Below are 22,889 nucleotides of genomic sequence, written 5' to 3'. Positions count from 1 at the left end.
GTTAGTCGAGATCGATCTGTGGAACCTGGAAGGAGCCTTCGAGTGATCTCAATTCGGCGCGGTGCAGTTCCGCGAGCCGCTCGAGCACCCGTTCCCCCGCTTTTTCAAGGTGTACTTCGACCTGGCGGCGATCGGTTTCGCTGACCTGGCGGCGCACCAGATTCAGTGCTTCGCAGCGCGAGACCAGTGCGACGACGCCGTGATGCTGCGCCTGCAGCCGCTCCGCGAGTTCGCCGACGGTGGCCCACTCGCGCTCCGGATAGCCCTTGATATGCAGCAGCAACAGGTATTGCAACGGCGTGATGCCCTCGTTTTGCGCGGCCTGCTCCGAGAAGCGCTCGAAGCGCCGCATCTGGTAGCGAAAGTTCGATAGCTGCTCGAAATCGCTCTTGACGAGCTTGCGAGTCCGTACTTTCATAGGGTATCTGCCGATTCGAAGAAGCCTGAAATATATCATTTCATGATGTATTTCGGTGAGTTGCGGCCTTCACTACCGCATTGCGCGCCCGGTCTCCTGGCTCTTTTAATTGAAATCAGGCCGCCTCGCGGGCTCGGGTGGCGGTTTGTCGATACAGGCCCGAGATCAGGTCTACCTGCGTGATCATGCCGACCACGCGCTCCGCGTGATCGAGCACCGGGACGTGGTGATGGCCGAAATTCGCGAACATCGGCACCAGTTCGGTGATAGGCGCGTTTGCGGCGACGCTGCAAACGTCGGTGGTCATCACGCTGCCTACGTTCGGAATACGAAGCGCATCGCCGCGCAGCCAGCCGTCGAAGTAGTCGAGGATCGGCGCCAGCGCACCGAATCTTTTCCTCTCGACGAAATCGGCGCGCGTAACGATGCCGACCAATTTCTGCGCCGCATCGACGACCGGCAACGCCTTCACGTTGTGGCGTTTGAACAGCTGCCATGCGGCCGCCGCGCGCGTGCCCGGCGAGACCGATACGACGTGGCGCGACATCACGTCCTCGCAGCGCAGTTCGTTGAAACTGCGGGAGAACGCCTGAAGCTGCGTTTCGCGCAGCAGCGAATAGAGGTCGTCGGTGTCGATGTCGAGCATTTCATCGCGGCGTGCGAGCACGGCCTTCACATCGTCGCGCGTGAAGCCGACACGTGCGGCTTCGTCGGCGGCCTGACTCGGCGTCGCGCGATCCTGGCGGCCCGCGTGCGGATAGCGGTGGCCGGTCGCCGCGTGATAGACGAGCGCCGCGAACAGCAGCGCGGCAGACTGGATCGCTATCGGTTCGAGCACGAAGCGATAGCCGAGTGCGTGAATGACCGGGCCGCCCAGCACCGCGGTCAATGCGACCGCGCCCGACGGCGGGTGGACGCAGCGCAGCGCGAACATGCCGCAGATCGACAGCGACACCGCGAGCGCGGCCGCGAGCGTCGGATCGCCGATCAGCATTGCGCAGGTCACGCCGATCGTCGCCGACACGAGGTTGCCGCCGATGATCGACCATGGCTGCGCGAGCGGGCTCGCGGGTACCGCGAACAGCAGGACGGTGGACGCGCCCATCGGCGCGACGAGCAGCGGAATGTTCGCCGCGGGACCGAACAGCAGAAGCATCAGGCCGCCGGTGAACACGATGCCGAGCAACGCGCCGAGGCAAGAGCGCGCACGCTCGTGCCATTTCACGGTGACCGGAGCAGGGAGAAAGCTGGCAAGCCAGCCGGAAACAGATGTGCGGGACAAGATGGGAGCGGAAAGTAGTCGATGATGCCGGGCCCGACATTACCGGGGGAACCCTGGCAACGCGAATACAGTCTGGTCATGATTATATTTCAATATGATATAAAAAGTTCCAGACCCGGCTCCCGGCGCGGGCAATCTGTTGGCAATCGTAGAGAGTCGGCACCGCGGCCCACGTCGTCCAACACGCCACCGCGATGGGCTTTCATGCGCTCTTTTCTGTCATGACGTGATGTAAAATGGTGACAGGGATTTGTTGGCCCGTTATCTGATAGTTCTATAAGGGAGCCATCATGATGATCACATTTCAATCGACGGCGTCGCCGGATGTCGTCATGCTCAGGGATCTTGCGCAATACCTGCTCGGTCTGATCGGCAAGCGGCTCGGCGAGCGAGGCGTCATCAGCCATGATGAGTTGCCGCACGCGATCGATAGGCTCGAAGCCGCCATTACCGAAGACGCGGCCGCGGAGACGATGCTCGAAGCATTGCACTGCTCGCCCAGCAATCAGCGCGATTCGCCCAACCGGCTGTCGCAGCGGGCATGGCCGTTTCTGCACATGATGCGCGCGGCGCGCGCCTCGGACGCGGACATTATCTGGGGGCTGTAGTTCGTCGAAGGAGTTGCGATGAAACGACGTGTGTCGCGGCGACGTTTGGCAATCCTGCTGATTTCAGTTTGCGCCGTTCCGCTTACCACCTACGCCTACGCTTTCTCCCCCGCGCGGGAAACCGATCGATATCAGCCGACGACGCATGACTCGTGCACCGCGGCGCGCGATGCCGGGGTGCGGGGCAGTGTGATCGGCGTGTTTGGCGGCACCGTTGTCGACCAGTTGTCCAGCGGAGCCGTAGTGCTCGTGAAATGGCCGAACGGTTCGCCGCACGAAAGATGGACCGCTCATTCGCGTGGCTATGGTTTGCCCGTCGATCCCGCGGCAAACGCGGCGCATGTTTTCTTCCTGTGGCCGGAGTCGTAGCGCAGCGTTCCAGACAGGCGCGACGCGGAGATGCGGCGAGCGCCGAATCTCGCGAATAGTGCTTTTTCGCGGCGTTTCCGTGGATATTTGCATGCCTGACGCGGCGCAGTGTATGTCGCCAATTGACATATAATTTTCATGAGGATGTGGCGCGCACGCGGCGCAAGGAGGTTCCCATGTCGAGCTTCAAGCGCATTCTTCTCTGTTACGACGGAACACGCGAAGGACAACACGCGTTGAAGGACGGTGCCGCTCTCGCGCAAGATCTGCAAGCAGAAGTGCACCTGCTTTCCGTGCTCAACAATACGGCCTGGATGCAGGGCGCGGACATCACCTCCGCGGTGCCAATCGATTTCATCAACGAATCCGCCAAAGCGGTGCTCGACGAGGGCTTGCAGAAACTCGCCGCACGCGGTATTCGCGCGACAGGTCATCTCGCAATCGGCGAACCGCTCGACGAGATTTCGTTCTTCGCCAACGATCTGAAGGCCGATCTGGTCGTCGTCGGGCATCGTCGCAGTCATGGGCTCGCGCGCTGGTGGGGCGGCCGCCACGACGCGCTGCTGCTCGACCGCGTCACATGCAGCGTGCTCGTGACGATCGGCGCGGCAGCCGATGCGCCAGCCGTGGTGACGGGCACCGGCGAGACCGCGCGGTCCGCCGAACATTCATGAGCGTCGTGTTTGTGTTGTGTTGCGTTCGCCGGGAGGCACACATGAAAGACGTCGAGGAGCAACTCAGGCATCCCCAGCCCGCCAGGCACAGCGATAACGAAAAAAGCAAGCTGCCGCCGCGCGACGATGATGCGCAGCGGCTGAAGAAAAAGCCCGAAGGCGAGCCGCCTGTCGAGTGACGCCAAGCGGCGCGCGGGCCGTTTGTACCCCGCCGCACTATCTGGCCCAGGCTCGCAGCCGGCCGCGGTCGATCGCTCAGCTCTTTTGCGCGGCCTGCATCCAGCCGGCTTCGACGCCAAACCGCGCGATCTGCTTCGCGACTGCATCGGCGAGGCGCTTTGCATCGTCCGACACGCCCGCGCGTTTCGTTTCGCTCACGCCATGCAAGCCCGCGCCCGCCGCGGCCGCGGTCGCGACGGTGCCGGCCGCCGCGCCGACCCCGGCGGTTTCCGCCATGCCCGGCATCTTGCCGCTGTCCGCGTTGGCCGTGAAGCTCTGCACGACGCGCGGCGCGCCGCCCGCAGGCTGGTAGACGAGCTGCACCACGCTGCTCACCTCGCTCTTGCCCGCGCCCAAGCCGATCAGCGTGCGACGGCGGCGATTGCCGGCGTCGATCGTCCCGAAGCTGCCTTGCACGAGCAGCGCGTTCTGGTCGGCGGGCACCGGCGCGTCGGTGCGCATCGCATGCAGACCCATCGCCTGTAGCTGATGGACGATCTCGTCGGCGACCTGCTCGCGCACCTGGGCCGCATCCGCGACCTGCTTCTGCGCGTCCGACGAACCCGACATCTGCGTCTTCAGCCTGTGCAGCATGCCGCCGCTGTCGAGCTTGACCTGCTGCGGATCGGCATCGAACGTGTACACGTAGATCGTGTCCGGATGCATCGTCGACTGCGTGCCTGCGTCGGCGGTCACGGACGTGCTCGCCGCGCTCAGATTCGTGACGCTGGCGCCAGCGCAGCCGCTCAGCAGCGCGCTGCCGCAGACGAGTGCGATGCAGGTGAAACGGGCGGCGTTCTTGTTGATGAAGTTCACTGAAGTCGACATGATGATCCTGGTGTCGGCACGCGGTGCCGGTCTGTTCGAGTCCGTCGCCGATGATCGGGCAACCGTGGGATCGTCGATCATCGGCGAAGGGATTCGCACGTAAAGCCTTTCGATCTCATGCGTCTGTGTTTCGTGACGCACCGGCAGCGAACGAAGTATGGGGGAGTCGTCCGCCGAACTCTATTCAACAATTATTTCGAGTGATGTCACGGCGAAATGAAGGCGCGAAGCACGGGCGCGCGCGGTGCCATGCGCTGCGAAGCAGCGAGGGAATGGACGAAGCAGAGGGCGTGGGCGAGAACAGGCGAACGTCGGCCGCCGATCAGTTCAGAGCGAGCCCGACGATGCAACACAGGACCAACACGAGCAGGGCGGCGGCGATGGCCACGTCCAGCGGATAGCGCATTCCTTCACCCTCGCCTGATGTTGCGAAGTCCCTATCGTAATCTCCTGACGGAAGATGAAAAGCGCCAGTGAAGCGCCAATGTGGGACAGCCCACGCAATCCGAAAAGCCGCGCGGGGCGGATGGTGGGAGCGCTTCAGTGGTCCGCGAGCGCAAGCGCCTGGCCCACCTTTCGGACCATTCACGGCGCCCGTCAGCGCAGTGGGTTCACGCCAGGGCGGGCCCACTGGCGCAACGAAGCCGGATAGCGCATGATTGCTGCGACGTGCCGTGCGACCCCAAAACCATTTCGCCGTCGCGGCACGCGCGGCACGCGCCGCCGCCGGCATCGGCGTCGCGCCTCACCCGGCGGCGCAAAGGCGATGAGTCTTCAACCGCAAGGAGGATTTCGCATGGACCGACCCGAAGCAGCCAATCCGTTTGGCGATTTCACCAAAATGCTGGAGCAGTTCAAGCTCCCCGGCTTCGACGTGCCCGCCATCATGGAAGCGCGCCGCAAGGACATGGAAGCGCTGGTTCAGGCGAATCAGACCGCATTCCAGGGGATGCAGTCGCTCGCGCAGAAACAGGCTGAGATGCTGCGCGCCACGCTGGGCGAGCTACAGTCGCTGACGACGCAGCTCACCGCGGCCGGCGTTACGCCGTCGAGCAAAACCGCGGAGCTGATCCAGCAGAGTCTGCATAAGGCGCTTGCCGACATGCAGCAACTCGCGCAAGCGGCGTATCAGACGCAGGCGGAGTCGTATGCGGTAATCGCCAAACGCGTCGAGGAGAACGTGCAGGAGCTGAAGTCGCTTCTACAGCAGAAGAAGTAACAGTAACGCAGGCGAGGCGTTTCAAACGATCGATACCGCGGAGGGCCGACAAGCCCTTCGCGGCGTTATTCCCACTCATGCGGGTAGGGCATCTGGCGCTCGCGTTCGACTTCGATTGCGAAGGCCACCGCTTCTTCGAAGTCAGGGTCGTTATATCCCGAAGCGGTATCTGCTGGTTCCCTCTGGCTTGGATTTTCCGCGAGAGAGCCGCGACCATTCGGGAAGCGCATTGCTTACTTCAACTTCCAGCGGCTGCGTGATACCGGAAGTTGGCCGCACTAGGCGGTCATCGTGGCTTTGCCGGCATTGGCGCGTGCTCCGGCGGCGCGCCTATCCGCCAATCTTTTCGCGAGACCCCTGGCGTAAAACGCCATTTTTCCCCAGCGCGTGGTAGCAATCTGAAAGCTCGTGTTCGGCAGTATGTTGCCGCGGCTCCAGTACGCCTTGAAATCCTCCGTGCCGATGCCGAAGTCGACATCCATACGATTTTCCCAGGCCCATTTGATGCAACGCTCCATCATGATCGAACCGGGGGCGAACCTCGAAAACTTCGGGTCGAAGCCAGCGATCAGACCGTTGATGCACGTATGCCCCAAGCCTATGAGGCTTGCCGCGACCGGCGCGCCGTCGAGCGTCATCACAAAAAGTATTCCCATCGGCTGCGTGTGCGTGCCGTCGACGAGGTTGACCAGAAAGTCCCGGTACTCGCGCGAATCGAGCCAAGGCCCTTGTTTTTCGACGCGTTCCGCCCACTCGCGTTTGCGCGCGAGCATCCAGTCCACCCATTGGGCGTGCGCGTGCGTGTCCTTGGCGTCGAGAGCGCGGATTTCCAACGTGCCTTCCTTTTGGAAGCGCTTTTCGCGCGCGCCAGGCTTTTTCTTCGACAACGTCCCCAGCGTGCTGCAGTAAGCCGTCCAATCCGGCTCATTGCGCAGAAACGCCATCGCGGAGACATGCTGCGTCGTCGCGACGAGGCCCGTGTGTCGCGATGCGAGATCGTAGAACGGCGCGTTCTTGACTACGTACGGAATATTGAAGATATCGGCTTGAGAGTATCGGGTCGCGGCGCGCCAAGCTGCCTCGATCGCCACGCTCGCACCGGGGGCGCTGAGAATGCTGGTGTATTCAGCGGTACCGGGCGTAAGCGGTTCGAGCACGGTCCAGAAGAACCGCCGGCGGCTCACGAGCGGCCAGACCAGCACGAGTTCACCGTTTTCCCGATACACGATGCAATGCAGCCGGCGACCGCGCGGCTTCGCCACCTGAGTCCAGCACAACCAGCAGACATCGAATGCCTCGTGGTGGCGTCCGTCGGCTTTCGACCAGAGCGCGTTCCATGCGTGTCGAAGCGCGAGGAAAGCGTCGGGATCAGTAATGATTTCAAGGCCGGATTGCTGGTTGCACACGTTGTCTTCAAATCGCTGCATGGCGTCGCTCAGGCTGGTCTCAAGTGGTTCGTGTCGCCGCTGTCCTTGTGGTATCGATCGGCACCGTTCGCCATACGGGCTACCCGGTGCGAATCCGCGGTTGGCGGAAATTTGAGGCTTCAGGCGGGTTGCGTCCGTGCGGTAGCTGACACACGCCCGTTATCGCGCAGCAGGCAACGCCGGGCGGGACGGGGTCTTACGTGGCTTACTGAGCTTGCGCAGGGCTTTGCTGGTGGGCCGATGGCGAGCGTTTCCCTGCGCTCCTGTCTCCCGCCGCCGCGATCACGCGATGCACGAAGCGCAGCTTCTCGACCACCGGCGCGGCGAGCGTGAACGGATAGCCGTCGGGCATGCCGAGACTGCGGTTCAGACTGTTCAGCGCGTACGTCAGCGGAAACCAGCGCTTCATCAGATTGCCGAAGCTCGCATCCTCGACCGGCGTGCGGTCGGTCAGCGTCGGCTCGCGCGGATCGTCGGGCACCAGCGCGAGCCCGTACGACGTCGAGGTATCGAGCACATCGACGATCAACAGGTAGTGCGCCCAGGTCTCCGCCCAGTCTTCCCACGGATGCATCGTCGCGTACGCACTGATGTACGATGCCTGCCAGTCGGCCGGCGCGCCCTCGCGATAGTAGGCTTCGAGCGCTTCGCCGTAATCGGCCCGCTCGTCGCCGAACAGCCCGCGAAACGGTTCGAGCCAGCGCGGCTCGGTTTCGATCAGCTGGCTGAAGAAGTAGTGGCCCGTCTCATGGCGGAAGTGGCCGAGCAGCGTGCGGTATGGTTCGCCCATCGCGGTGCGGACCTTCTCGCGATGCGCGTCGTCGGCCTCGGCGATGTTCAGCGTGATCAGTCCGTTGTCGTGACCGGTCATGACGCGCTCGCCGTCGCTGCCGTCGGCGAGAAATTCGAAGGCGAGACCGTGCTCGGGGTCCGCTTCGCGCGATGGCACGTCGAGGTCAAGCCCGGCCAGCGTGTAGAGCAGACGCCGTTTCGCCACTTCGAGCCGGTACCAGTAGAGCCGGTTTTCCGGTTCGCTCAGGTTCGGAATCGTGCGGGTCAGCTGGCAGGACCGGCACAGCGTGTCGGGCGAATCGGCGGGAATCATCCAATTGCAGACATTCTCGACCGCGTAGTTGTGGCATTGCCGGAACAGCGCGCCGTTCGCCTCGGGGTGCAGGCTGCGCCAGCAGCCGTCGCCAGCGTCTTCGAAGGCGCTGATTTCCCGCTGTTCAGGCACATAGCCGAGCAGCGAGTCGCAGCGCTCGCAGCGGACGTTCTCATAGAACAGGAGTTGCGCGCAGCGATTGCAGTGAAAGATTTTCATCGGGCGGGCCTCGTGATGAGTGTTGTGACGAGTCATGTTGAGCGCCGTAGTCAGCGCGCCAGTCGGCGAAAGCGGGCCGCAATCTTCATGCCGGGATTGCCAGACCTCACCGCTTTAACGCACAGTACGGTCATGTTCGTGCAACGGCGCTGCTCCGTTTTGGTGCATGCTTCGGCGCGGACCAGCGGGAAGGTGAGCGGTACGCAAAACGCACACGCAGGTCAGGCAACATCAGGCGGTTCATTCGAGTTTGTCCAACAACGGCATAGAGCTTGCTTTTTTGGCGGGCTGCCCCTTTCGTCGAGGAGTCCGGAGTGTCCATACGCGTCGCGTTGCATCACGTTACTCATTACCGCTACGACAGGCTGGTGTCGCTTTCGCCTCAGGTCGTGCGGCTACGGCCCGCGCCGCATTGTCGTACGCCGATCCTGTCGTACTCGATGCGCGTCGAGCCCGCGAGGCACTTTATCAACTGGCAGCAGGACGCGTTCGCCAACTACCAGGCGCGGCTCGTATTTCCCGAGCCGACGCGCGAGTTCAAGGTGAGTGTCGATCTGGTCGCCGAAATGGCCGTCTACAACCCGTTCGACTTCTTTCTCGAACCGTCGGCGGAGCAGTTTCCGTTCGAGTACGCGCCGGAACTGGCGGCCGAGCTCGCGCCTTACTGCGTGAAGCGGCCGATGACGCCGCGCTTTGCGGAGTTCGTCGCGAGCATCGACCGCACGCCGGCCGGCACCGCGAACTTTCTCGTCGCGCTGAACCAGCGGCTGCAACGCGAGGTCCGCTATCTGATCCGCATGGAGCCGGGCGTGCAGACGCCAGAGGAGACCTTGACCAACGCCTCGGGCTCGTGCCGCGATTCGGGCTGGCTGCTCGTGGAGACGCTGCGGCAACTCGGCTTCGCCGCGCGCTTCGTGTCCGGCTATCTGCTACAGCTTGCGCCCGACGTCAGATCGATCGACGGCCCGAGCGGCACCGAGGTCGACTTCACCGACCTGCACGCGTGGTGCGAGGTCTATCTGCCCGGCGCGGGCTGGATCGGGCTCGATCCGACCTCGGGGCTGCTCGCGGGCGAAGGGCATATTCCGGTTGCTTGTACGCCGGAGCCGGGCAGCGCGGCGCCGATCTCGGGCGCGGTCGACGAATGCGAGGTCGAGTTCGAGCACGAAATGTCGATCGAACGCTTGCTGGAGTCGCCGCGCGTCACGAAGCCGTATAGCGAAGCCGCATGGGGCGAGGTGCTGAAGATGGGCGCGCGAGTCGACGACGACCTCGCCGAGATGGATGTGCGACTGACGATGGGCGGCGAGCCGACCTTCGTGTCGGTGCGCGATCGCGACGCCGCCGAATGGAACACCGATGCGCTCGGACCGACCAAGCGCGGCTATGCGGTCGCGCTGATGGACCGGCTGCGCCAGCGCTACGGCGCGAACGGCTTCCTGCATACCGGCCAGGGCAAGTGGTATCCGGGCGAGCAACTGCCGCGCTGGGCGATGTCGCTGTACTGGCGCGCCGACGGCGAGCCGTGCTGGCACAACCCGGCGCTGTTCGCCGACGAACGCGAGCCGGGCCGCTACACGGCCGGGGACGCGCAACGCTTCATCGCGCATCTGGCCGCAAAGCTGTCTCTCGACGCGGACTGCATTCAGCCCGGCTACGAAGACGCCTGGTACTACCTGTGGCGCGAGCGCCGTCTGCCGGTCAACGTCGATCCGTTCGACGCGCGCCTCGACGACGAACTCGAACGCGTGCGGCTGCGGCGCGTGTTCGACGCGGGGCTCGCGAGCCCGTCGGGCTATGTGTTGCCGATCGGCCGCGAGCGCGGCGCGCCCGGCATCGCACCAACGTGGATCACGGGCCGCTGGTTCTTCCGCGATGAACGCATGTATCTGATCCCCGGCGATTCGCCGATGGGCTACCGGCTGCCGCTCGATTCGCTGCCGTGGGTGTCGAAGACCGACTATCCGTATCAGCATGCGCACGATCCGTTCGCGCCGCCGCAGCCGCTGCGTACGGCCGCGCAGTTGCGCGTTCAGTACGAGGGCGGGCGCGAGGGCCGGCAGATCGCTGACGAAGCGGCCAGCGCACGGCAGGCGGCCGCGCTATCGCTGTCGGCCGCCGATCTGCTGAGCGGAATGCCTCACGGCGGGGTGCTCGCATATGCGCCGCCGCGCCATGACGAGTCGGCGCCGGCACGTGGGCAGTCGTCGAAGGACACGTTGCGCACGGCGGTGTGCGTCGAGGCGCGCGACCCGAAACGCGCGGCAGGCCCCACAGCCGAGGCACATTCGTTCGGCAGCGGCCGCACGCTGCTGCACGTGTTCATGCCGCCGCTGACTGATCTCGACGATTATCTCGACCTGCTCGCCGCGGTCGAAGCGACGGCCGATGAACTGAAGATGCAGATCGTGCTCGAAGGCTATCCGCCGCCTCGCGACGCGCGCCTGAAAGTGCTGCAGCTCACGCCGGACCCCGGCGTGATCGAAGTCAACATTCATCCGGCCGCGAACTGGGACGAGCTCGTCGATCACACCGAGTACCTGTACCAGTCGGCGGCGCACAGCTACCTGAGCAGCGAGAAATTCATGCTCGACGGGCGCCACACCGGCACCGGCGGCGGCAATCACTTCGTGCTCGGCGGCGCGACACCGGCCGACAGCCCGTTCCTGCGGCGGCCCGATCTGCTCGCGAGCCTGATCGCGTATTGGCACAACCATCCGTCTCTGTCGTATCTGTTCTCGGGGCTGTTCATCGGGCCGACGAGCCAGGCGCCACGTGTCGACGAAGCCCGCAACGATCAGGTCTACGAACTTGAAATCGCGCTCGCCGAACTGCAACGGCAAGTTGATCTGCTCGGCGGCCGCGACAGCGGCAACCTGCCGCCCTGGATGATCGATCGGGCGCTGCGCAACATCCTGATCGACGTGACCGGCAACACGCACCGCGCCGAGTTCTGCATCGACAAGCTCTATTCGCCCGACGGGCCGGCCGGCCGCCTCGGCCTGCTGGAACTGCGCGGCTTCGAGATGCCGCCGCATGCACGCATGAGTCTGGTGCAGCAACTGCTGCTGCGCGCACTGGTCGCGCGATTCTGGCGCACGCCGTACACGCAGCGCCTCACGCGTTGGGGCACGGAGCTGCACGACCGCTTCCTGCTCGGCACCTTCGTGAAAATGGATTTCGACGACGTGCTCGCCGAGCTGCGCGAAGCGGGCTTCGCATTCGACAGCGCGTGGTTCGCGCCGCACTTCGAATTCCGCTTTCCGCTCGTCGGCGAGATGACACTGAGCGGCATCGATCTGACGATTCGCAATGCACTCGAACCGTGGCACGTGATGGGCGAGGAGGGCGCCGCGGGCGGCACGGTGCGTTATGTCGATTCATCGGTCGAGCGGCTGGAGGTGCGTGCGCTGGGCTTGAACGGCAATCGCCACGTGCTGAGCGTCAACGGTGTGCCGGTGCCGTTGCAGCCCACCGGCCGTGTCAGCGAGTACGTGGCCGGCGTGCGTTTTCGCGCGTGGTCGCAGGCGTCGGCGCTGCATCCGACGATCGGCGTGCATGCGCCGCTCACGTTCGACCTCGTCGACACCTGGAGCGGCCGCTCGCTCGGCGGGTGCCAGTATCATGTCGCTCATCCGGGCGGGCGCAACTATCAGACCTTCCCGGTCAACGCCTACGAGGCGGAAAGCCGGCGGCGCGCGCGTTTCTTCGCGTCGGGCCATACGCCGGGGCCGCTCGCCGTGGGCACGCCGCAGCGCAGTCTCGAGTTTCCGTTCACGCTCGATTTGCGGCACAGTTGAACAACATGCATCGCTGACACCACACGATCTTGGCCTTTCAATCGACTTTGCCCTTTGAAGCGTCCGCGCTGCCGGCGGACGCTTCGTCCATGTTGCGGTTGCTGCCGGGTCATGACGGACATTGGGACGAGTTGCGCGACGCCTCCGGCGCGCTGCGCGAACCGTGGCGGCAGTTCTTCGCGCTGCTTGGCGAAGGCGGCGTCGCGCGGCTCGCGGACCATCACGCGTCGATCGCGCAGCAGATCCGCGACAACGACATCAGCTACAACGTCTACGCGGACAACGGCAAGTCGCGGCCCTGGGCGCTCGACCTGCTGCCGTTCCTGATCAGCGAGGCCGAGTGGGCGCAAATCGAGCGCGGCGTCGCGCAGCGCGCGCATCTGCTCAACGCGATCGTCGCCGATATCTACGGACCGCAGACCCTGCTCGAACGTGGGCAACTGCCGCCCGCGCTGGTGTTCGGTCATCCGGGCTATCTGCGCTCGGTGAAGGGCTTCACGCCGCCGGGTGGCCAGTATCTGCAGGTCGTCGCGCTCGATCTCGCGCGCACGCCGGGCGGCGAGTGGAGCGTGATCGCGCATCGCACCGAGGCGCCGTCCGGCCTCGGCTACGCGCTCGAGAACCGCCTGATCATCTCGACGCTGCTCGCCGAGCCATTCCGCTCGCTGCGCGTGAGCCGCCTCGCGCCGCTCTATTCGCAACTGATCGCCACACACGTGCAGGCCGCCCATGCGACGATGCGCGACGGTGAAAGCGCCGACGCGTCGCCGCATATCGCGCTGCTCACGCCGGGGCCGTATAGCGAAACTTATTTCGAGCACGTGTTCCTTGCGCGCTATCTCGGTGTCACGCTCGTCGAAGGCAAGGATCTGACCGTGCGGGGCGACAGGCTCTATCTGAAGACCCTGGCCGGGCTCGAACGCGTGCACGTCGTACTGCGCCGTCTCGACGACGCGTTCTGCGACCCGGTCGAACTGCGCGCCGATTCGACGATCGGCGTGCCAGGGCTGTTGCAGGTGATGCGCGCAGGCAATGTGATCGTGTCGAACGTGCCGGGCTCGGGATTCGCCGAATCGCCGGCGCTGCACGGTTTCTTGCCGGGAATCGCCGAGGCCTTGCTCGGCGCGGAATTGCTGCTGCCCGGCGTGCCGACCTGGTGGTGCGGCGAGCAAGCCGCGCGCGAGCATGCGTTCGCGCATCTCGACGAGGCGTTCATCGTGCCGACCTGGCCGGTCTCCGGACGCGACGCGCCGCCGGGCATCGAGCGCGGCAGGCAGCCGCTCGCGGCATGGCGCGAGCGCATCGAGGCGGTGCCCGACGCGTTCACGATCCAGCAGGAGCAGCGCTTTTCCTGCACGCCGCGCTACGAGGAGGGCACGGTCGGCGGCCGGGCGTCGGTGCTGCGCGTCTATGCGATCGCCGACGTCAACGGCGGCTGGCACGTGATGCCGGGCGGCTTCACGCGCATGGCCGCCGAGCGGCAGACCACGGTATCGATGCAGTACGGCGGCAGCAGTGTCGATACATGGGTGCTGTCGAGCCAGCCGACCTCGACGTTTACGCTGCTGCCTTCGCCGCTGCAGCCCGCCGACCTCACGCGCAAGCATCGCACGGTGTCGAGCCGCGCCGCGGAAAATCTGTTCTGGGCGGGCCGCTACGGCGAGCGCGCGGAAAACAACGTGCGGCTGCTGCGGCTGATTCTCGGCTCGCTCGAAGGCAACGACGCCGATGCGATGTTCGCGACGCTGCTCGAACTTGCGACGTGGTGCGGCCTCGTGCAGGCGGGCGACATGGCGGCGCCGCACGCGCCGGTGTCGCCGCAGACGTTCGAGCGCGCGCTCGTCGCGAATCTCGGCGGGAGCGCGGGGAGCGTGAGCATCAGCCAGAACCTGAATTGCCAGGCCCGCGCGAACGGCGAGGTGCGTGGCCGCTTGTCGAATGATCATTGGCGCATGATCCTCGCGGCGCGCAATGACTTTGAAGACGCGTTGCAGGTATTGCTGCCGGCCGTGGGCGCGGGCAATGGCAGCACGAATAGCGGTAGTGCGTTCGATCGTTACGATCGCGTGACGCTTGCGAATGCGCTCGAGCATCTGTCGGTGCAGCTATCGGCAATCAGCGGCGCGCAGGGTGACCGCATGACGCGCGACGAAGCGTGGCGGCTGCTGTTCGTCGGGCGTCATATCGAACGCGTGGCGAGCATGGCCGCGTTCATGCGCGTCGTCGCCGCGAACGGCCAGCTCGCGACGCCCGCCGGCTTCGATCTGTTGCTGCAAATGTTCGACAGCACGCTCACGTATCGATCGCTGTACCCGGGGCGATTCGAAGTGCCCGCGCTGCTCGATCTGCTCGTGATCGAACCGCACAATCCGCGCGGCATTTATGGCGTGTACGAGCGGCTGCGCAACAAGCTCGACGAAATCGCCGTCGCGGCGGGCAGCCTGCGGCATCGGCCGTTTGCGGAGCTGCTGCCGCCCGTCGAGATGCTGCCGTCGCTCGAATCGCTGTGCGAGGTCGACGAAAACGGATCGCATGCCACGCTGATCGCGCTGTGCGATCAGATCGGCGGCTTGGCCAACGCGGCCGCGCATGAGATCAGCGCGCGCTATTTCAGTCACGCAACCACGGTCGCCTCGCAGGTATGGGTATGAAGAAGGCGCCGACCGTGCTGTCGGTCTCACATCGCACGACTTACCATTACTCGACGTATGTCGAAACAGCGCAGCATCTGGCGACGATCCGGCCGCTCGCGTGCCCGTGGCAGCGGGTGATCTCGCGCAGCGAGCGGATCGAGCCGAAGCCGTCGTATCAGCATAGCCGTATCGACGCGTTCGGCAACGACGTGCTGTACTTCGCGCTCGATACACCGCACGAGCGCCTGCAGCTCGTCAGCGAAACCACGGTCGCGCTGACGCCGCGTTGGACCGACCTCGATGCCGAGGCGACTCCCGACTGGGAAAGCGTGGCCGAGGCACTGCGTTTTTGCGTGGGCGGCGCGTTCCGACCGGAAGCGGAGTATTGTTTCGCGTCGCCGAATATCACGCTGCGGCCGGCGCTGCGCGCCTATGCGTTGCCGAGCTTCACGCGCGGCCGGCCGCTCGTCGCGGGCGCGATCGATCTGATGCATCGGATTCACGAGGACTTCGCGTACAAGCCGTCGGCAACGCTGTTCGATACGCCGGCCGAACGCGCGTTCGAGCTGAAGAGCGGCGTGTGTCAGGATTTCGCGCAGGTGATGATCGGCTGTTTGCGTTCGCTCGGTTTGCCCGCGCGCTACGTGAGCGGCTATCTGCGCAACGATCCGCCGCCGGGCCAGCCACGGCTGATTGGCGCGGATGCCTCGCATGCGTGGGTGTCGGTGCATTGTCCGGCGAGCGGCTGGATCGATCTCGATCCGACCAACGACGTGCTCGCCGATGTCGATCATGTGACGCTTGCGATCGGGCGCGATTACAGCGATGTGTCGCTGCTGCGCGGGACGATTCTTGGCGGCGGCGCGCATCGGATGGAAGTGGGTGTGACGGTGCTGGAGTTGTGACGGCGGGTGCGGTCCATTCGCGGAATTCGACGTAGTTCGGCCATAATGTCGGAAACGTCGCCGGAGTTCACCCCGCCATGAAGTCACTCTGCTTCGCAGCAGCTCTCGTCGTTCTCACTGCCGGCTGCGCTTCGACCTCGTCGCCGGCGAACCCTCAGACGGCGTACGATTCGAACACCTACATGCTGCACGCTCCCGCCGCCGCATCGAAACCACCGAGACTCACCGTCGGCACCAGCTATCCCGACACGCAACTGATTCTGCCGTGGTTCCTCAACGACATCATCAACTTCGTCAACTATCGATAGGCATCGATCGCATCGTGCGGCTCTTCACATGATCGATGAACGCACGCAGCTTCGGCATGATCTGGCGGCGGCTCGGATAGTAGAGAAACACGCCCGGGACCATCGGCGCGTACGCATCCAGAACCTGCACCAGCTTTCCCGTTCGCAACCCCTCGGCGGCCATCGGCTCGGGTAGCTGCGCAAGGCCAATGCCTTCGATCGCCGCGCCCAGCATGCCCGGAAAATCGCTAGCGATGAAAGGACCGGAGACCGCGATCTCTATCGGCTGGCCGTTGACGTTGAACGTCCACGACGCGAGCGCGCCGCTGGAGCGCCGCCAGCGAAGGCATGCATGCTCGCGCAGATCGTCCAGGTGCTCGGGGCGGCTGCGGGACGCGAAATAGCCGGGACTGCCTACCACGACAAAGCGGAACGGCGCCGAAAGCGGCACCGCGACCATGTCGGCGGCGACGAACTGACCCAGCCGGATGCCGGCGTCGAAGCCTTCCGTCGCGAGATCGATCAGTTCCTTGCTCGCCGCGACCTCCACCTCGACCTCGGGATTGGCCTTGCAGAACGACGCGATCAGCGGCTCCAGCAGGATCGGCACGACCGCACGCGGTACGGAAAGACGCAACAGGCCGGAAGGTCGTTCGCCCAGTCCGCGCGCCACCTCGCTAGCGGCGACGAGTTCCTCGAAAGCCGGCTTGGCGCGAGCCAGAAAGCGCTCGCCGGCCTCGGTCAAACCGACGCTGCGCGTAGTGCGGATGAACAGGGTCGCGCCGATGCGGGCTTCGAGCACACGCACCGCCTGACTGACGGCGGACGGCGTCACGCCGAGTTGCGCGGCGGCGCCGCGAAAACTGCGCTGCTCGGCGACGCTGAGGAAGACCTCGACACCATCGAGCGCGCCCTGCCTGACCGTGAAGTTCTGCTTCATAGCCTGTCAACATTGTGAGGAATAGTCACTCGCGCGAGACGATGGTACACCTAACACCTGGACGTCCAACCTTTGACAAGGAGGCACCATGTCACCGCGGCTTCTGTTCCAGTTACACCTCGTTTTTGGCTATGTCGCCTGGCTGCTGTGCTTCGGCACCTACGTGTGGCCGAAGCTCAAGTCGATGGCTCCATTCGACGCGCAACGCGCGATCGCCACGTTGCACAGCTTCCGCTTCTTCGGGCTCGCCTTTCTGTTGCCCGGGGTCGTCAGTCCGCAGCTGTCCGCGAGTTTCGCCGCGTTTGCTGCCTATGGAGATTTCGCCACGGGCGTGCTGGCCATGCTGGCGTTGCTGACGGCTCGCATACGTCCGCTTTTCTGGTCGTTCGTCGTTGCTTTCAATCTGGTTGGTATGGCCGATCTGATCGTCGACTACTACCGCGCGGTGGCGTCCGATCTGCCCGCACATTCAGGAGAACTGGGCGCCTTGTACGCGATTCCGATCATCTATGTGCCGACGCTGGCGATCACGCACGTTGCCGCCTTCTATCTGATGTTGCGCCCTCGGCTGAAGCGGCTTCACGCCGTTCCGTCCGTCGGCCGGGACATTTCCCAGGCGTAGCCTGCTTCACCGGCCGCGGTTCGATCACCTAACGAAGCATCCGAACAACATCGAGTGACGTTTTTACGCCTTCCACCTGCGTTATGCTGTCGGTCGTCGAGTCGATGCTCGCGGCCTGAATGAAGCAGGTGCGCAAACCCGGCCTGATGCGGCCGGGTGGTACCTTCAACGGCACTTCCGGCTTTCGCGCATGCGACCTGATTCTCGCGTCCCTTCGCCCCGGCGACGCGAGCAGACGCCCCGGAACAATCACCGAACTCAGCGAGGTGCCGACATGAAATATCGCATCCTATTGCTGCCGCTCGTCCTCGCCGCCTGTGCACAGACACCCGAAGTGACAGCGCCGGTGCCACCGGCAAGCACGGCCGCCGCGAACCCGGTATCGCCGAGCGGCACCGATCTGTTGACCCGGTACCACTGGCAACTGAACAACGCGATCGATCGCAATGGCACGCACCTCGATGCGCTGTTCGTCCGCCCGGACAAGCCCCTGCAACTCGACTTCAGTCCGTACCGCATCACTGTCGTCAATGGCTGCAACAGCATGGGAGCGGGTTACACCGTCAGGAAAGGGTATTTGCAGATCGGCCCGATGGTCAGCACGATGATGGCCTGCCCCGATCCCGCGCTTGCCGCACTCGACGATGCGATCTCGCAGCGCGTGCGCGGGAGCGTCAACGTGAACCTGCTTGTGCGTGACGACGCGCCGAGCCTGCAACTGATCACGGATAGCGGCGATACGCTGAGCTTCACCGGCTTTCCGACGGCCGAGACGCGCTATGGCGCCCCCGGTCAGCTAGCGTTTCTTGAAGTGGCGCCGCAGCCCGTGCCGTGCAACCATCCGGCGATGCCCAACGGGGAATGTCTGCTCGTGCGCGAACGCTTCTTCGACGAGCAGGGTCTGGCGACCGGCACGCCTGGGCCATGGCAACCGTTGAATCAGGCTATCGAAGGTTATGCGCACACGCCGGGTATCCGTAACGTGCTGCGCGTGAAGCGTTTCGCGATCAAAAACCCGCCTGCAGACGGGGCCTCGGTCGCTTATGTGCTGGACCTGGTCGTTGAATCGGAGAAGGTGGGGCAGTAAGTCTTGAAACGTGCCGCCAACCACGTTGGCGGCACGAGCGGTCCCACCGGCTGGTACTCGTACTTCGTCAGCCCGTCAGCCACGAGCGGCAACGCGTCGAGTATTGCCTCGGCTTGCGCTGAAGGCTTGCAGCGCGCGTATTTCAAGCGCGCAAGCCAGTGGGCGCGGCTCAGCTGACGTTGAAATGCACACGGATGTCCTGCGTGCTTTCGACGGGCCGGCCATCGCGCAGCGCGGGGAAAAAGCGCCAGCGCCGCAAGGTGTCGAGCAGCATCTGATTGAGGCGGGGGATCGGCGTTGCCTGAATGAGTTCGACGTCGACCGAGCCGTCTACGTGGATCGTGAAGCGTGCGGTCGCTACGGTTTGATAGGCTCGCCCGCGCAACTCGTCCGGGAGAGACGGTAGCGGTTGCGAGATCGAGCGGGCGGCGGTGTTGGCGGCTGCCGAAGCCGCCGCGAACTGTCCGTCGTCGAAGCGCAACCGGCGAGACATCGACCTGCGGTCCATCGAAAAACTTGACACCGTGCATATGCACACATAAACTTCGCTGCATGAACCGTCCCATCTCCTACGACGAATGCAACTGCTTCGCGCTGCGCCAGGCAGCGCGGCACGTCACGCAAATCTACGAGCGCCATCTCGCCGGCGTCGGGTTGACGGCTGCGCAGTTCACGATCCTGGCGAAGCTCGCGCGCACGCCGCGCCTGCCAATGGCGGAGCTAGCGGACGCGATGGTCATGGAGCGCACCACACTGGTCCGCGCGATGAAGCCGTTGCAGCGCGACGGCCTCGTGTTGGCCGAACCGGCGGACCATGACAACCGCACGTTGCTGTTCAGCCTCACGGAAAAGGGCGAGACCACGTTCGATCAGGCTGCGGTCGCCTGGCGCGCCGCGCAGGACGAATTCGAAAAGAAGTTCGGCCGCGCCCGTGCAAAGACCCTGCGCGCCGAGCTGTTCAGCATCACCGACTAGATCAACTTGAGTAACCCGCTTCGGCGGGTTTGTTGCGACGCTTAATGTGCATATGCACTAAAGAACAGGGAAGTACGGCGAATGGAAGCGCTCATAGACGACGATTGTTTTGCGATCCGCCAGGCCGCGCGCCACGTATCGCAGATCTACGACCGGCATCTGTCGCATGTCGGGCTGACCATCACGCAGTTTTCGCTGCTGGGGCGCCTGAAGCGCAGCGGTCCGATGACGATGAAGCAGCTCGCCGAGGTCATGCGAATGCAGCGCACCACACTGGTCCGCACGATCCAGCCGCTGCGACGCGACGGGCTGGTGGCGAGCGAGACGATGGGCGCGGATGCGCGCGCGCTGCTGATCTCCCTGACCGCCGAAGGCCAATCGCGGTTGGCCGCGGGCCGCGCGCACTGGTATGCCGCGCAGGCCGAGTTCGAACACCGCTTCGGCGAGGAGCGTGCGGCTGCATTGCGCACCGAGCTGTTTGCGATCACCCAGGATACGCTTTGACGTAAACGCTGAAGATGGCGGAGGCCGGCGCACCGCGCCGTTTTTTTCAATCTTGAGAGTGCATACGCACATATCGACATCATGTCCACCACTCCTTCGACCGTCGCGCCGCCGAGCGTGATACAACCCGCCAGGCCGGCGCGGCGCATTCCGTGGATGCCGCTCGCGATCCTCTCCGTTCTCGTCGTGCTGGCGCTGGCCGCTTCGTACTGGTTCTTCGTCGGCCGCTTCGTCGAGAGTACCGATGATGCCTACGTCGGCGGTGACGTCACGGTGATGGCGCCGAAGGTCAACGGCTTCGTTACCGACGTGCTCGTGCACGACAACGAGTTCGTGCACGCCAATCAGGTGCTGGTGCGTCTCGATGCCCGCGATTACGACGCACGTCTCGCTCAGGCCAACGCCGAAGTGGAGAGCGCGCAGGCCGCCGTCACCGAACTCGAAGCGAAAAAATCACTGCAGCTCGCGGCGATCAGCGAGCAGGCCGCCGAGGTCCGTGCGTCCGGCGCGGAGTTGACGCGCAGCGCAGCCGACCAGACGCGCTACCGCGAGCTCGTGAAAGACGACGCGGTGTCGAACCAGGTCGTCGAGAAGGCCGACGCCGATCTGGCCAAAGCGCGCGCCGCGGTCGATCGCAGCAGCGCGGCGCTGCTTGCTGCGCAACGCGAGATTGCGGTGCTCGACGCGCAGATCGGCGACGCGAAAGCGCGTATCGCGACCGCGCAGGCCGCGCAGCGCGTCGCAGCGTTGAACGTCGAGTACACGACGATCCGCTCGCCGATCGATGGCTATGTCGGCAATCGCACCGCTCGTGTCGGGCTGCTCGCCAACACCGGCGTGTCGCTGTTGACGGTCGTGCCGGCGAGCGGTCTCTGGATCGACGCAAACTTCAAGGAAGATCAATTGCGCAAAATGCACGCGGGCGACAGCGTCGATATCGAACTCGACGCGTCGAGCACCAGGCTGCACGGCGTGGTCGACAGTCTTGCACCGGCGACCGGCGCGACCTTCAGCGTGTTGCCCGCGGAAAACGCCACCGGCAACTTTACGAAGATCGTGCAGCGCGTGCCGGTGCGCGTGCGCCTCGATGTGCCGAAGGACATGCAGGGCGTACTGCGTCCGGGCCTCTCGGCGACCGTGAAAGTGCACGTCGGTGCGGGCCATCCGGCCGCGCAGGGGTGATCCGATCATGACTCACGCTTTTGACAACCCGGCCGACCAGCCGACCCGCACCAAGGTCTTCGCATTCGCGCTGATGTGCGTCGGCTTTTTCATGGCGACGCTCGATATCCAGATCGTCGCATCGTCGCTGCGCGATATCGGCGGGGGACTGTCCGCGAGTCAGGACGAACTCTCCTGGGTGCAGACTTCCTATCTGATTGCGGAGATCATCGTGATTCCGATGTCGGGGTGGCTCACGCGCGTGTTCTCGACGCGTTGGGTCTTCACGTTCTCGGCCTTCGGCTTCACGCTCACCAGCATGCTGTGCGGCCTCGCCTGGGACATCAACTCGATGATCCTGTTTCGCGGTCTGCAAGGCGCGCTCGGTGCCGCGATGATCCCGACCGTGTTCACGACCGCGTTCGTGCTGTTTCCCGGCAAGCAGCGCCTCATCGCATCGACGACGATCGGTGCGCTCGCCTCGCTTGCGCCGACGATCGGGCCGGTGATCGGCGGCTGGATCACGTCGCAATGGTCGTGGCACTGGCTGTTCTATCTGAACCTCGTGCCGGGCATTGCCGTCACGCTGCTGGTGCCGAAGTACGTGAACATCGACAGGGCCGACCTGTCGCTGCTGAAGAAGGGGGATTATCTCGGCATTCTGCTGATGTCGGGCTTTCTCGGCTGCCTCGAATACGTGCTCGAAGAAGGGCCGCGCAAGAACTGGTTCGGCGACGACGTGATCGTGCTGTGCGCGTGGGTCGCGGCGATCTGCGGGTTTCTGTTCATCGTGCATGCGTTCACCGCGAAGGAACCGATCGTCGACCTGCGCGCGCTGGCGCTGCGCAACTTCGGGATCGGCAGTCTGCTGTCGTTCATCACCGGAATCGGCATCTTCTGCACCGTGTTTCTGACGCCGGTGTTCCTCGCGCGCGTGCGCGGCTTCGATTCGTTGCAGATCGGCCTCGCGTTGCTGTCCGTCGGCTGCTTCCAGTTGCTCGCGCTCGCCGCATACTCGACGCTCGCGCGCTTCGTCGATATGCGCATGCTGATGGTGTTCGGACTCGCGCTGTTTGGCATCGGCTGCTATCTGTACGTGCCGTTGACGAACCAATGGGGCTGGCAGCAGTTACTGATTCCGCAGGCGCTGCGCGGTATCGGCCAGCAGTTCTGTATTCCGCCGATCGTGACGATGGCGCTCGGCGCGTTGCCGCCGTCGCGGCTGCGCTCCGCGAGCGGGCTGTTCAATCTGATGCGCAACCTCGGCGGTGCGATTGGCATTGCGGTCAGCAGCACGATGTTGAACGACCGTTTGAACCTCCACTACGAGCGGCTCGACGAACATCTGAATGCGGGCCGTCCGGTCGTCGAATCGATCTTGCAGAAGCAGGCCGAGTACCTGTCGGCCGTGGGTGGCGATGTCCTGAACGCCGCCAATGCGGGGCTCGCCGAATTGCACGCGGTATTGATGCGCGAAGCGCTGGTGCAGGCATTCTCAGACGCCTTTCTGGCGGTTGCCCTGTGCTTCGTGGTGGGCTTGTTGAGCGTGCTGTTCTCGCGCCCGTTCGGCAATACCGCCCCGCCGCCCGATGCCCACTAGGAGACCA

The 22,889-nt window shown here is 64.5% G+C and carries 25 protein-coding genes; 18 read left to right on the top strand and 7 right to left on the bottom strand.

The window, feature by feature from the left end; translation table 11 throughout:
* Window position 1: 1 nt before the first annotated feature.
* Both LJ655_RS02795 and LJ655_RS02790 read right to left on the bottom strand, forming a co-directional pair.
* Window positions 2-418: a MarR family winged helix-turn-helix transcriptional regulator gene (locus LJ655_RS02795; RefSeq protein WP_230559724.1), complete on the bottom strand. Its 417-nt coding sequence runs from the start codon at window positions 416-418 to the stop codon at window positions 2-4.
* A gap of 115 nt (window positions 419-533) precedes the next feature.
* A complete protein-coding gene (locus LJ655_RS02790; RefSeq protein ID WP_230559723.1) occupies window positions 534-1,700 on the bottom strand; it encodes an HPP family protein in 1,167 nt (388 codons plus the stop codon).
* A 290-nt stretch (window positions 1,701-1,990) separates the two neighbouring features.
* Between LJ655_RS02790 and LJ655_RS02785 the strand changes: the two genes are divergently transcribed.
* The 4 genes from LJ655_RS02785 to LJ655_RS02770 all read left to right on the top strand — a co-directional run bounded on the left by LJ655_RS02785 (window position 1,991) and on the right by LJ655_RS02770 (window position 3,530).
* A complete protein-coding gene (locus LJ655_RS02785) occupies window positions 1,991-2,308 on the top strand; it encodes a DUF1840 domain-containing protein (protein WP_230559722.1) in 318 nt (105 codons plus the stop codon).
* An 18-nt stretch (window positions 2,309-2,326) separates the two neighbouring features.
* The gene (locus tag LJ655_RS02780; RefSeq protein ID WP_230559721.1) at window positions 2,327-2,677 is read left to right on the top strand and encodes a hypothetical protein; all 351 of its coding nucleotides are present in this window, start codon (window positions 2,327-2,329) and stop codon (window positions 2,675-2,677) included.
* Between the two features lie 176 nt (window positions 2,678-2,853).
* The gene (locus LJ655_RS02775; protein ID WP_230559720.1) at window positions 2,854-3,351 is read left to right on the top strand and encodes a universal stress protein; all 498 of its coding nucleotides are present in this window, start codon (window positions 2,854-2,856) and stop codon (window positions 3,349-3,351) included.
* Window positions 3,352-3,392: 41 nt separating this feature from the next.
* A complete protein-coding gene (locus LJ655_RS02770; protein WP_230559719.1) occupies window positions 3,393-3,530 on the top strand; it encodes a hypothetical protein in 138 nt (45 codons plus the stop codon).
* Window positions 3,531-3,606: 76 nt separating this feature from the next.
* On the opposite strand, the gene LJ655_RS02765 is transcribed toward LJ655_RS02770, so the two are convergent.
* Window positions 3,607-4,398, bottom strand: a complete 792-nt coding sequence (locus LJ655_RS02765) for a DUF4410 domain-containing protein (protein WP_230559718.1) — start codon at window positions 4,396-4,398, stop codon at window positions 3,607-3,609.
* On the opposite strand from LJ655_RS02765, the gene LJ655_RS30045 reads away from it, so the two are divergent.
* Both LJ655_RS30045 and LJ655_RS02760 read left to right on the top strand, forming a co-directional pair.
* A complete protein-coding gene (locus LJ655_RS30045) occupies window positions 4,376-4,501 on the top strand; it encodes a hypothetical protein (protein ID WP_268991294.1) in 126 nt (41 codons plus the stop codon). The two genes, LJ655_RS02765 and LJ655_RS30045, sit on opposite strands and share 23 nt — an antisense overlap.
* Before the next feature lie 693 nt (window positions 4,502-5,194).
* A complete protein-coding gene (locus LJ655_RS02760; RefSeq protein ID WP_230559717.1) occupies window positions 5,195-5,617 on the top strand; it encodes a phasin family protein in 423 nt (140 codons plus the stop codon).
* Between the two features lie 278 nt (window positions 5,618-5,895).
* Here the strand turns inward: LJ655_RS02760 and LJ655_RS02755 are convergent, their stop codons facing one another.
* Together LJ655_RS02755 and LJ655_RS02750 are read right to left on the bottom strand one after the other, a co-directional pair.
* Window positions 5,896-7,044, bottom strand: a complete 1,149-nt coding sequence (locus LJ655_RS02755) for a GNAT family N-acetyltransferase (protein ID WP_230559716.1) — start codon at window positions 7,042-7,044, stop codon at window positions 5,896-5,898.
* Window positions 7,045-7,249: 205 nt separating this feature from the next.
* A complete protein-coding gene (locus LJ655_RS02750; protein ID WP_230559715.1) occupies window positions 7,250-8,368 on the bottom strand; it encodes a zinc-binding metallopeptidase family protein in 1,119 nt (372 codons plus the stop codon).
* 314 nt (window positions 8,369-8,682) lie between these two features.
* On the opposite strand from LJ655_RS02750, the gene LJ655_RS02745 reads away from it, so the two are divergent.
* The 4 genes from LJ655_RS02745 to LJ655_RS02730 all read left to right on the top strand — a co-directional run bounded on the left by LJ655_RS02745 (window position 8,683) and on the right by LJ655_RS02730 (window position 16,014).
* A complete protein-coding gene (locus tag LJ655_RS02745; protein WP_230559714.1) occupies window positions 8,683-12,168 on the top strand; it encodes a transglutaminase family protein in 3,486 nt (1,161 codons plus the stop codon).
* Between the two features lie 29 nt (window positions 12,169-12,197).
* Window positions 12,198-14,819 carry a circularly permuted type 2 ATP-grasp protein gene (locus LJ655_RS02740; protein WP_230559713.1) on the top strand — a complete coding sequence of 874 codons (2,622 nt, stop codon included), beginning with the start codon at window positions 12,198-12,200 and terminating at the stop codon, window positions 14,817-14,819.
* On the top strand, window positions 14,816-15,706 hold the full coding sequence (locus tag LJ655_RS02735; protein ID WP_230559712.1) for a transglutaminase family protein: 891 nt from the start codon (window positions 14,816-14,818) through the stop codon (window positions 15,704-15,706). Before LJ655_RS02740 ends, LJ655_RS02735 begins: the two co-directional genes overlap by 4 nt.
* A gap of 77 nt (window positions 15,707-15,783) precedes the next feature.
* Window positions 15,784-16,014 carry a hypothetical protein gene (locus LJ655_RS02730; protein ID WP_230559711.1) on the top strand — a complete coding sequence of 77 codons (231 nt, stop codon included), beginning with the start codon at window positions 15,784-15,786 and terminating at the stop codon, window positions 16,012-16,014.
* On the opposite strand, the gene LJ655_RS02725 is transcribed toward LJ655_RS02730, so the two are convergent.
* Entirely contained in the window at window positions 16,001-16,933 is a 933-nt protein-coding gene (locus LJ655_RS02725) for a LysR family transcriptional regulator (RefSeq protein WP_230559710.1), read from the bottom strand. The two genes, LJ655_RS02730 and LJ655_RS02725, sit on opposite strands and share 14 nt — an antisense overlap.
* A gap of 88 nt (window positions 16,934-17,021) precedes the next feature.
* Between LJ655_RS02725 and LJ655_RS02720 the strand changes: the two genes are divergently transcribed.
* The 4 genes from LJ655_RS02720 (at window position 17,022) to LJ655_RS02705 (ending at window position 18,819) form a co-directional block, all read left to right on the top strand.
* On the top strand, window positions 17,022-17,555 hold the full coding sequence (locus LJ655_RS02720) for a hypothetical protein (protein WP_230559709.1): 534 nt from the start codon (window positions 17,022-17,024) through the stop codon (window positions 17,553-17,555).
* A 119-nt stretch (window positions 17,556-17,674) separates the two neighbouring features.
* Entirely contained in the window at window positions 17,675-17,833 is a 159-nt protein-coding gene (locus tag LJ655_RS02715) for a hypothetical protein (RefSeq protein WP_230559708.1), read from the top strand.
* Window positions 17,830-18,642: an META and DUF4377 domain-containing protein gene (locus tag LJ655_RS02710; protein ID WP_230559707.1), complete on the top strand. Its 813-nt coding sequence runs from the start codon at window positions 17,830-17,832 to the stop codon at window positions 18,640-18,642. Before LJ655_RS02715 ends, LJ655_RS02710 begins: the two co-directional genes overlap by 4 nt.
* Before the next feature lie 3 nt (window positions 18,643-18,645).
* Complete coding sequence (locus LJ655_RS02705; RefSeq protein WP_230559706.1) at window positions 18,646-18,819, top strand: hypothetical protein; 174 nt, start codon at window positions 18,646-18,648, stop codon at window positions 18,817-18,819.
* Here the strand turns inward: LJ655_RS02705 and LJ655_RS02700 are convergent.
* Window positions 18,812-19,135 (bottom strand): energy transducer TonB, encoded by a 324-nt coding sequence (locus tag LJ655_RS02700; protein WP_230559705.1) that lies wholly within the window; start codon window positions 19,133-19,135, stop codon window positions 18,812-18,814. The genes LJ655_RS02705 and LJ655_RS02700 overlap by 8 nt on opposite strands.
* 59 nt (window positions 19,136-19,194) lie before the next feature.
* Here LJ655_RS02700 and LJ655_RS02695 point away from each other — a divergent pair, with 59 nt between their 5' ends.
* From LJ655_RS02695 to LJ655_RS02680, 4 genes are all read left to right on the top strand, one after another.
* Window positions 19,195-19,617, top strand: a complete 423-nt coding sequence (locus LJ655_RS02695) for a MarR family winged helix-turn-helix transcriptional regulator (protein ID WP_230559704.1) — start codon at window positions 19,195-19,197, stop codon at window positions 19,615-19,617.
* An 81-nt stretch (window positions 19,618-19,698) separates the two neighbouring features.
* Window positions 19,699-20,121 carry a MarR family winged helix-turn-helix transcriptional regulator gene (locus tag LJ655_RS02690; RefSeq protein ID WP_230559703.1) on the top strand — a complete coding sequence of 141 codons (423 nt, stop codon included), beginning with the start codon at window positions 19,699-19,701 and terminating at the stop codon, window positions 20,119-20,121.
* Window positions 20,122-20,202: 81 nt separating this feature from the next.
* Entirely contained in the window at window positions 20,203-21,303 is a 1,101-nt protein-coding gene (locus LJ655_RS02685) for an HlyD family secretion protein (RefSeq protein ID WP_230559702.1), read from the top strand.
* Window positions 21,304-21,310: 7 nt separating this feature from the next.
* Window positions 21,311-22,882, top strand: coding sequence for a DHA2 family efflux MFS transporter permease subunit (locus LJ655_RS02680; protein WP_230559701.1), 1,572 nt, complete (start codon window positions 21,311-21,313; stop codon window positions 22,880-22,882).
* The last annotated feature ends 7 nt before the right edge of the window (window positions 22,883-22,889 follow it).

It is taken from the genome of Paraburkholderia translucens, from assembly GCF_020881035.1.
Classification (GTDB): Bacteria; Pseudomonadota; Gammaproteobacteria; order Burkholderiales; family Burkholderiaceae; genus Paraburkholderia; species Paraburkholderia translucens.
The sequence above is the reverse complement of the archived record's forward strand: the minus strand, read 5'-3'. Positions and strand labels throughout refer to the sequence as shown.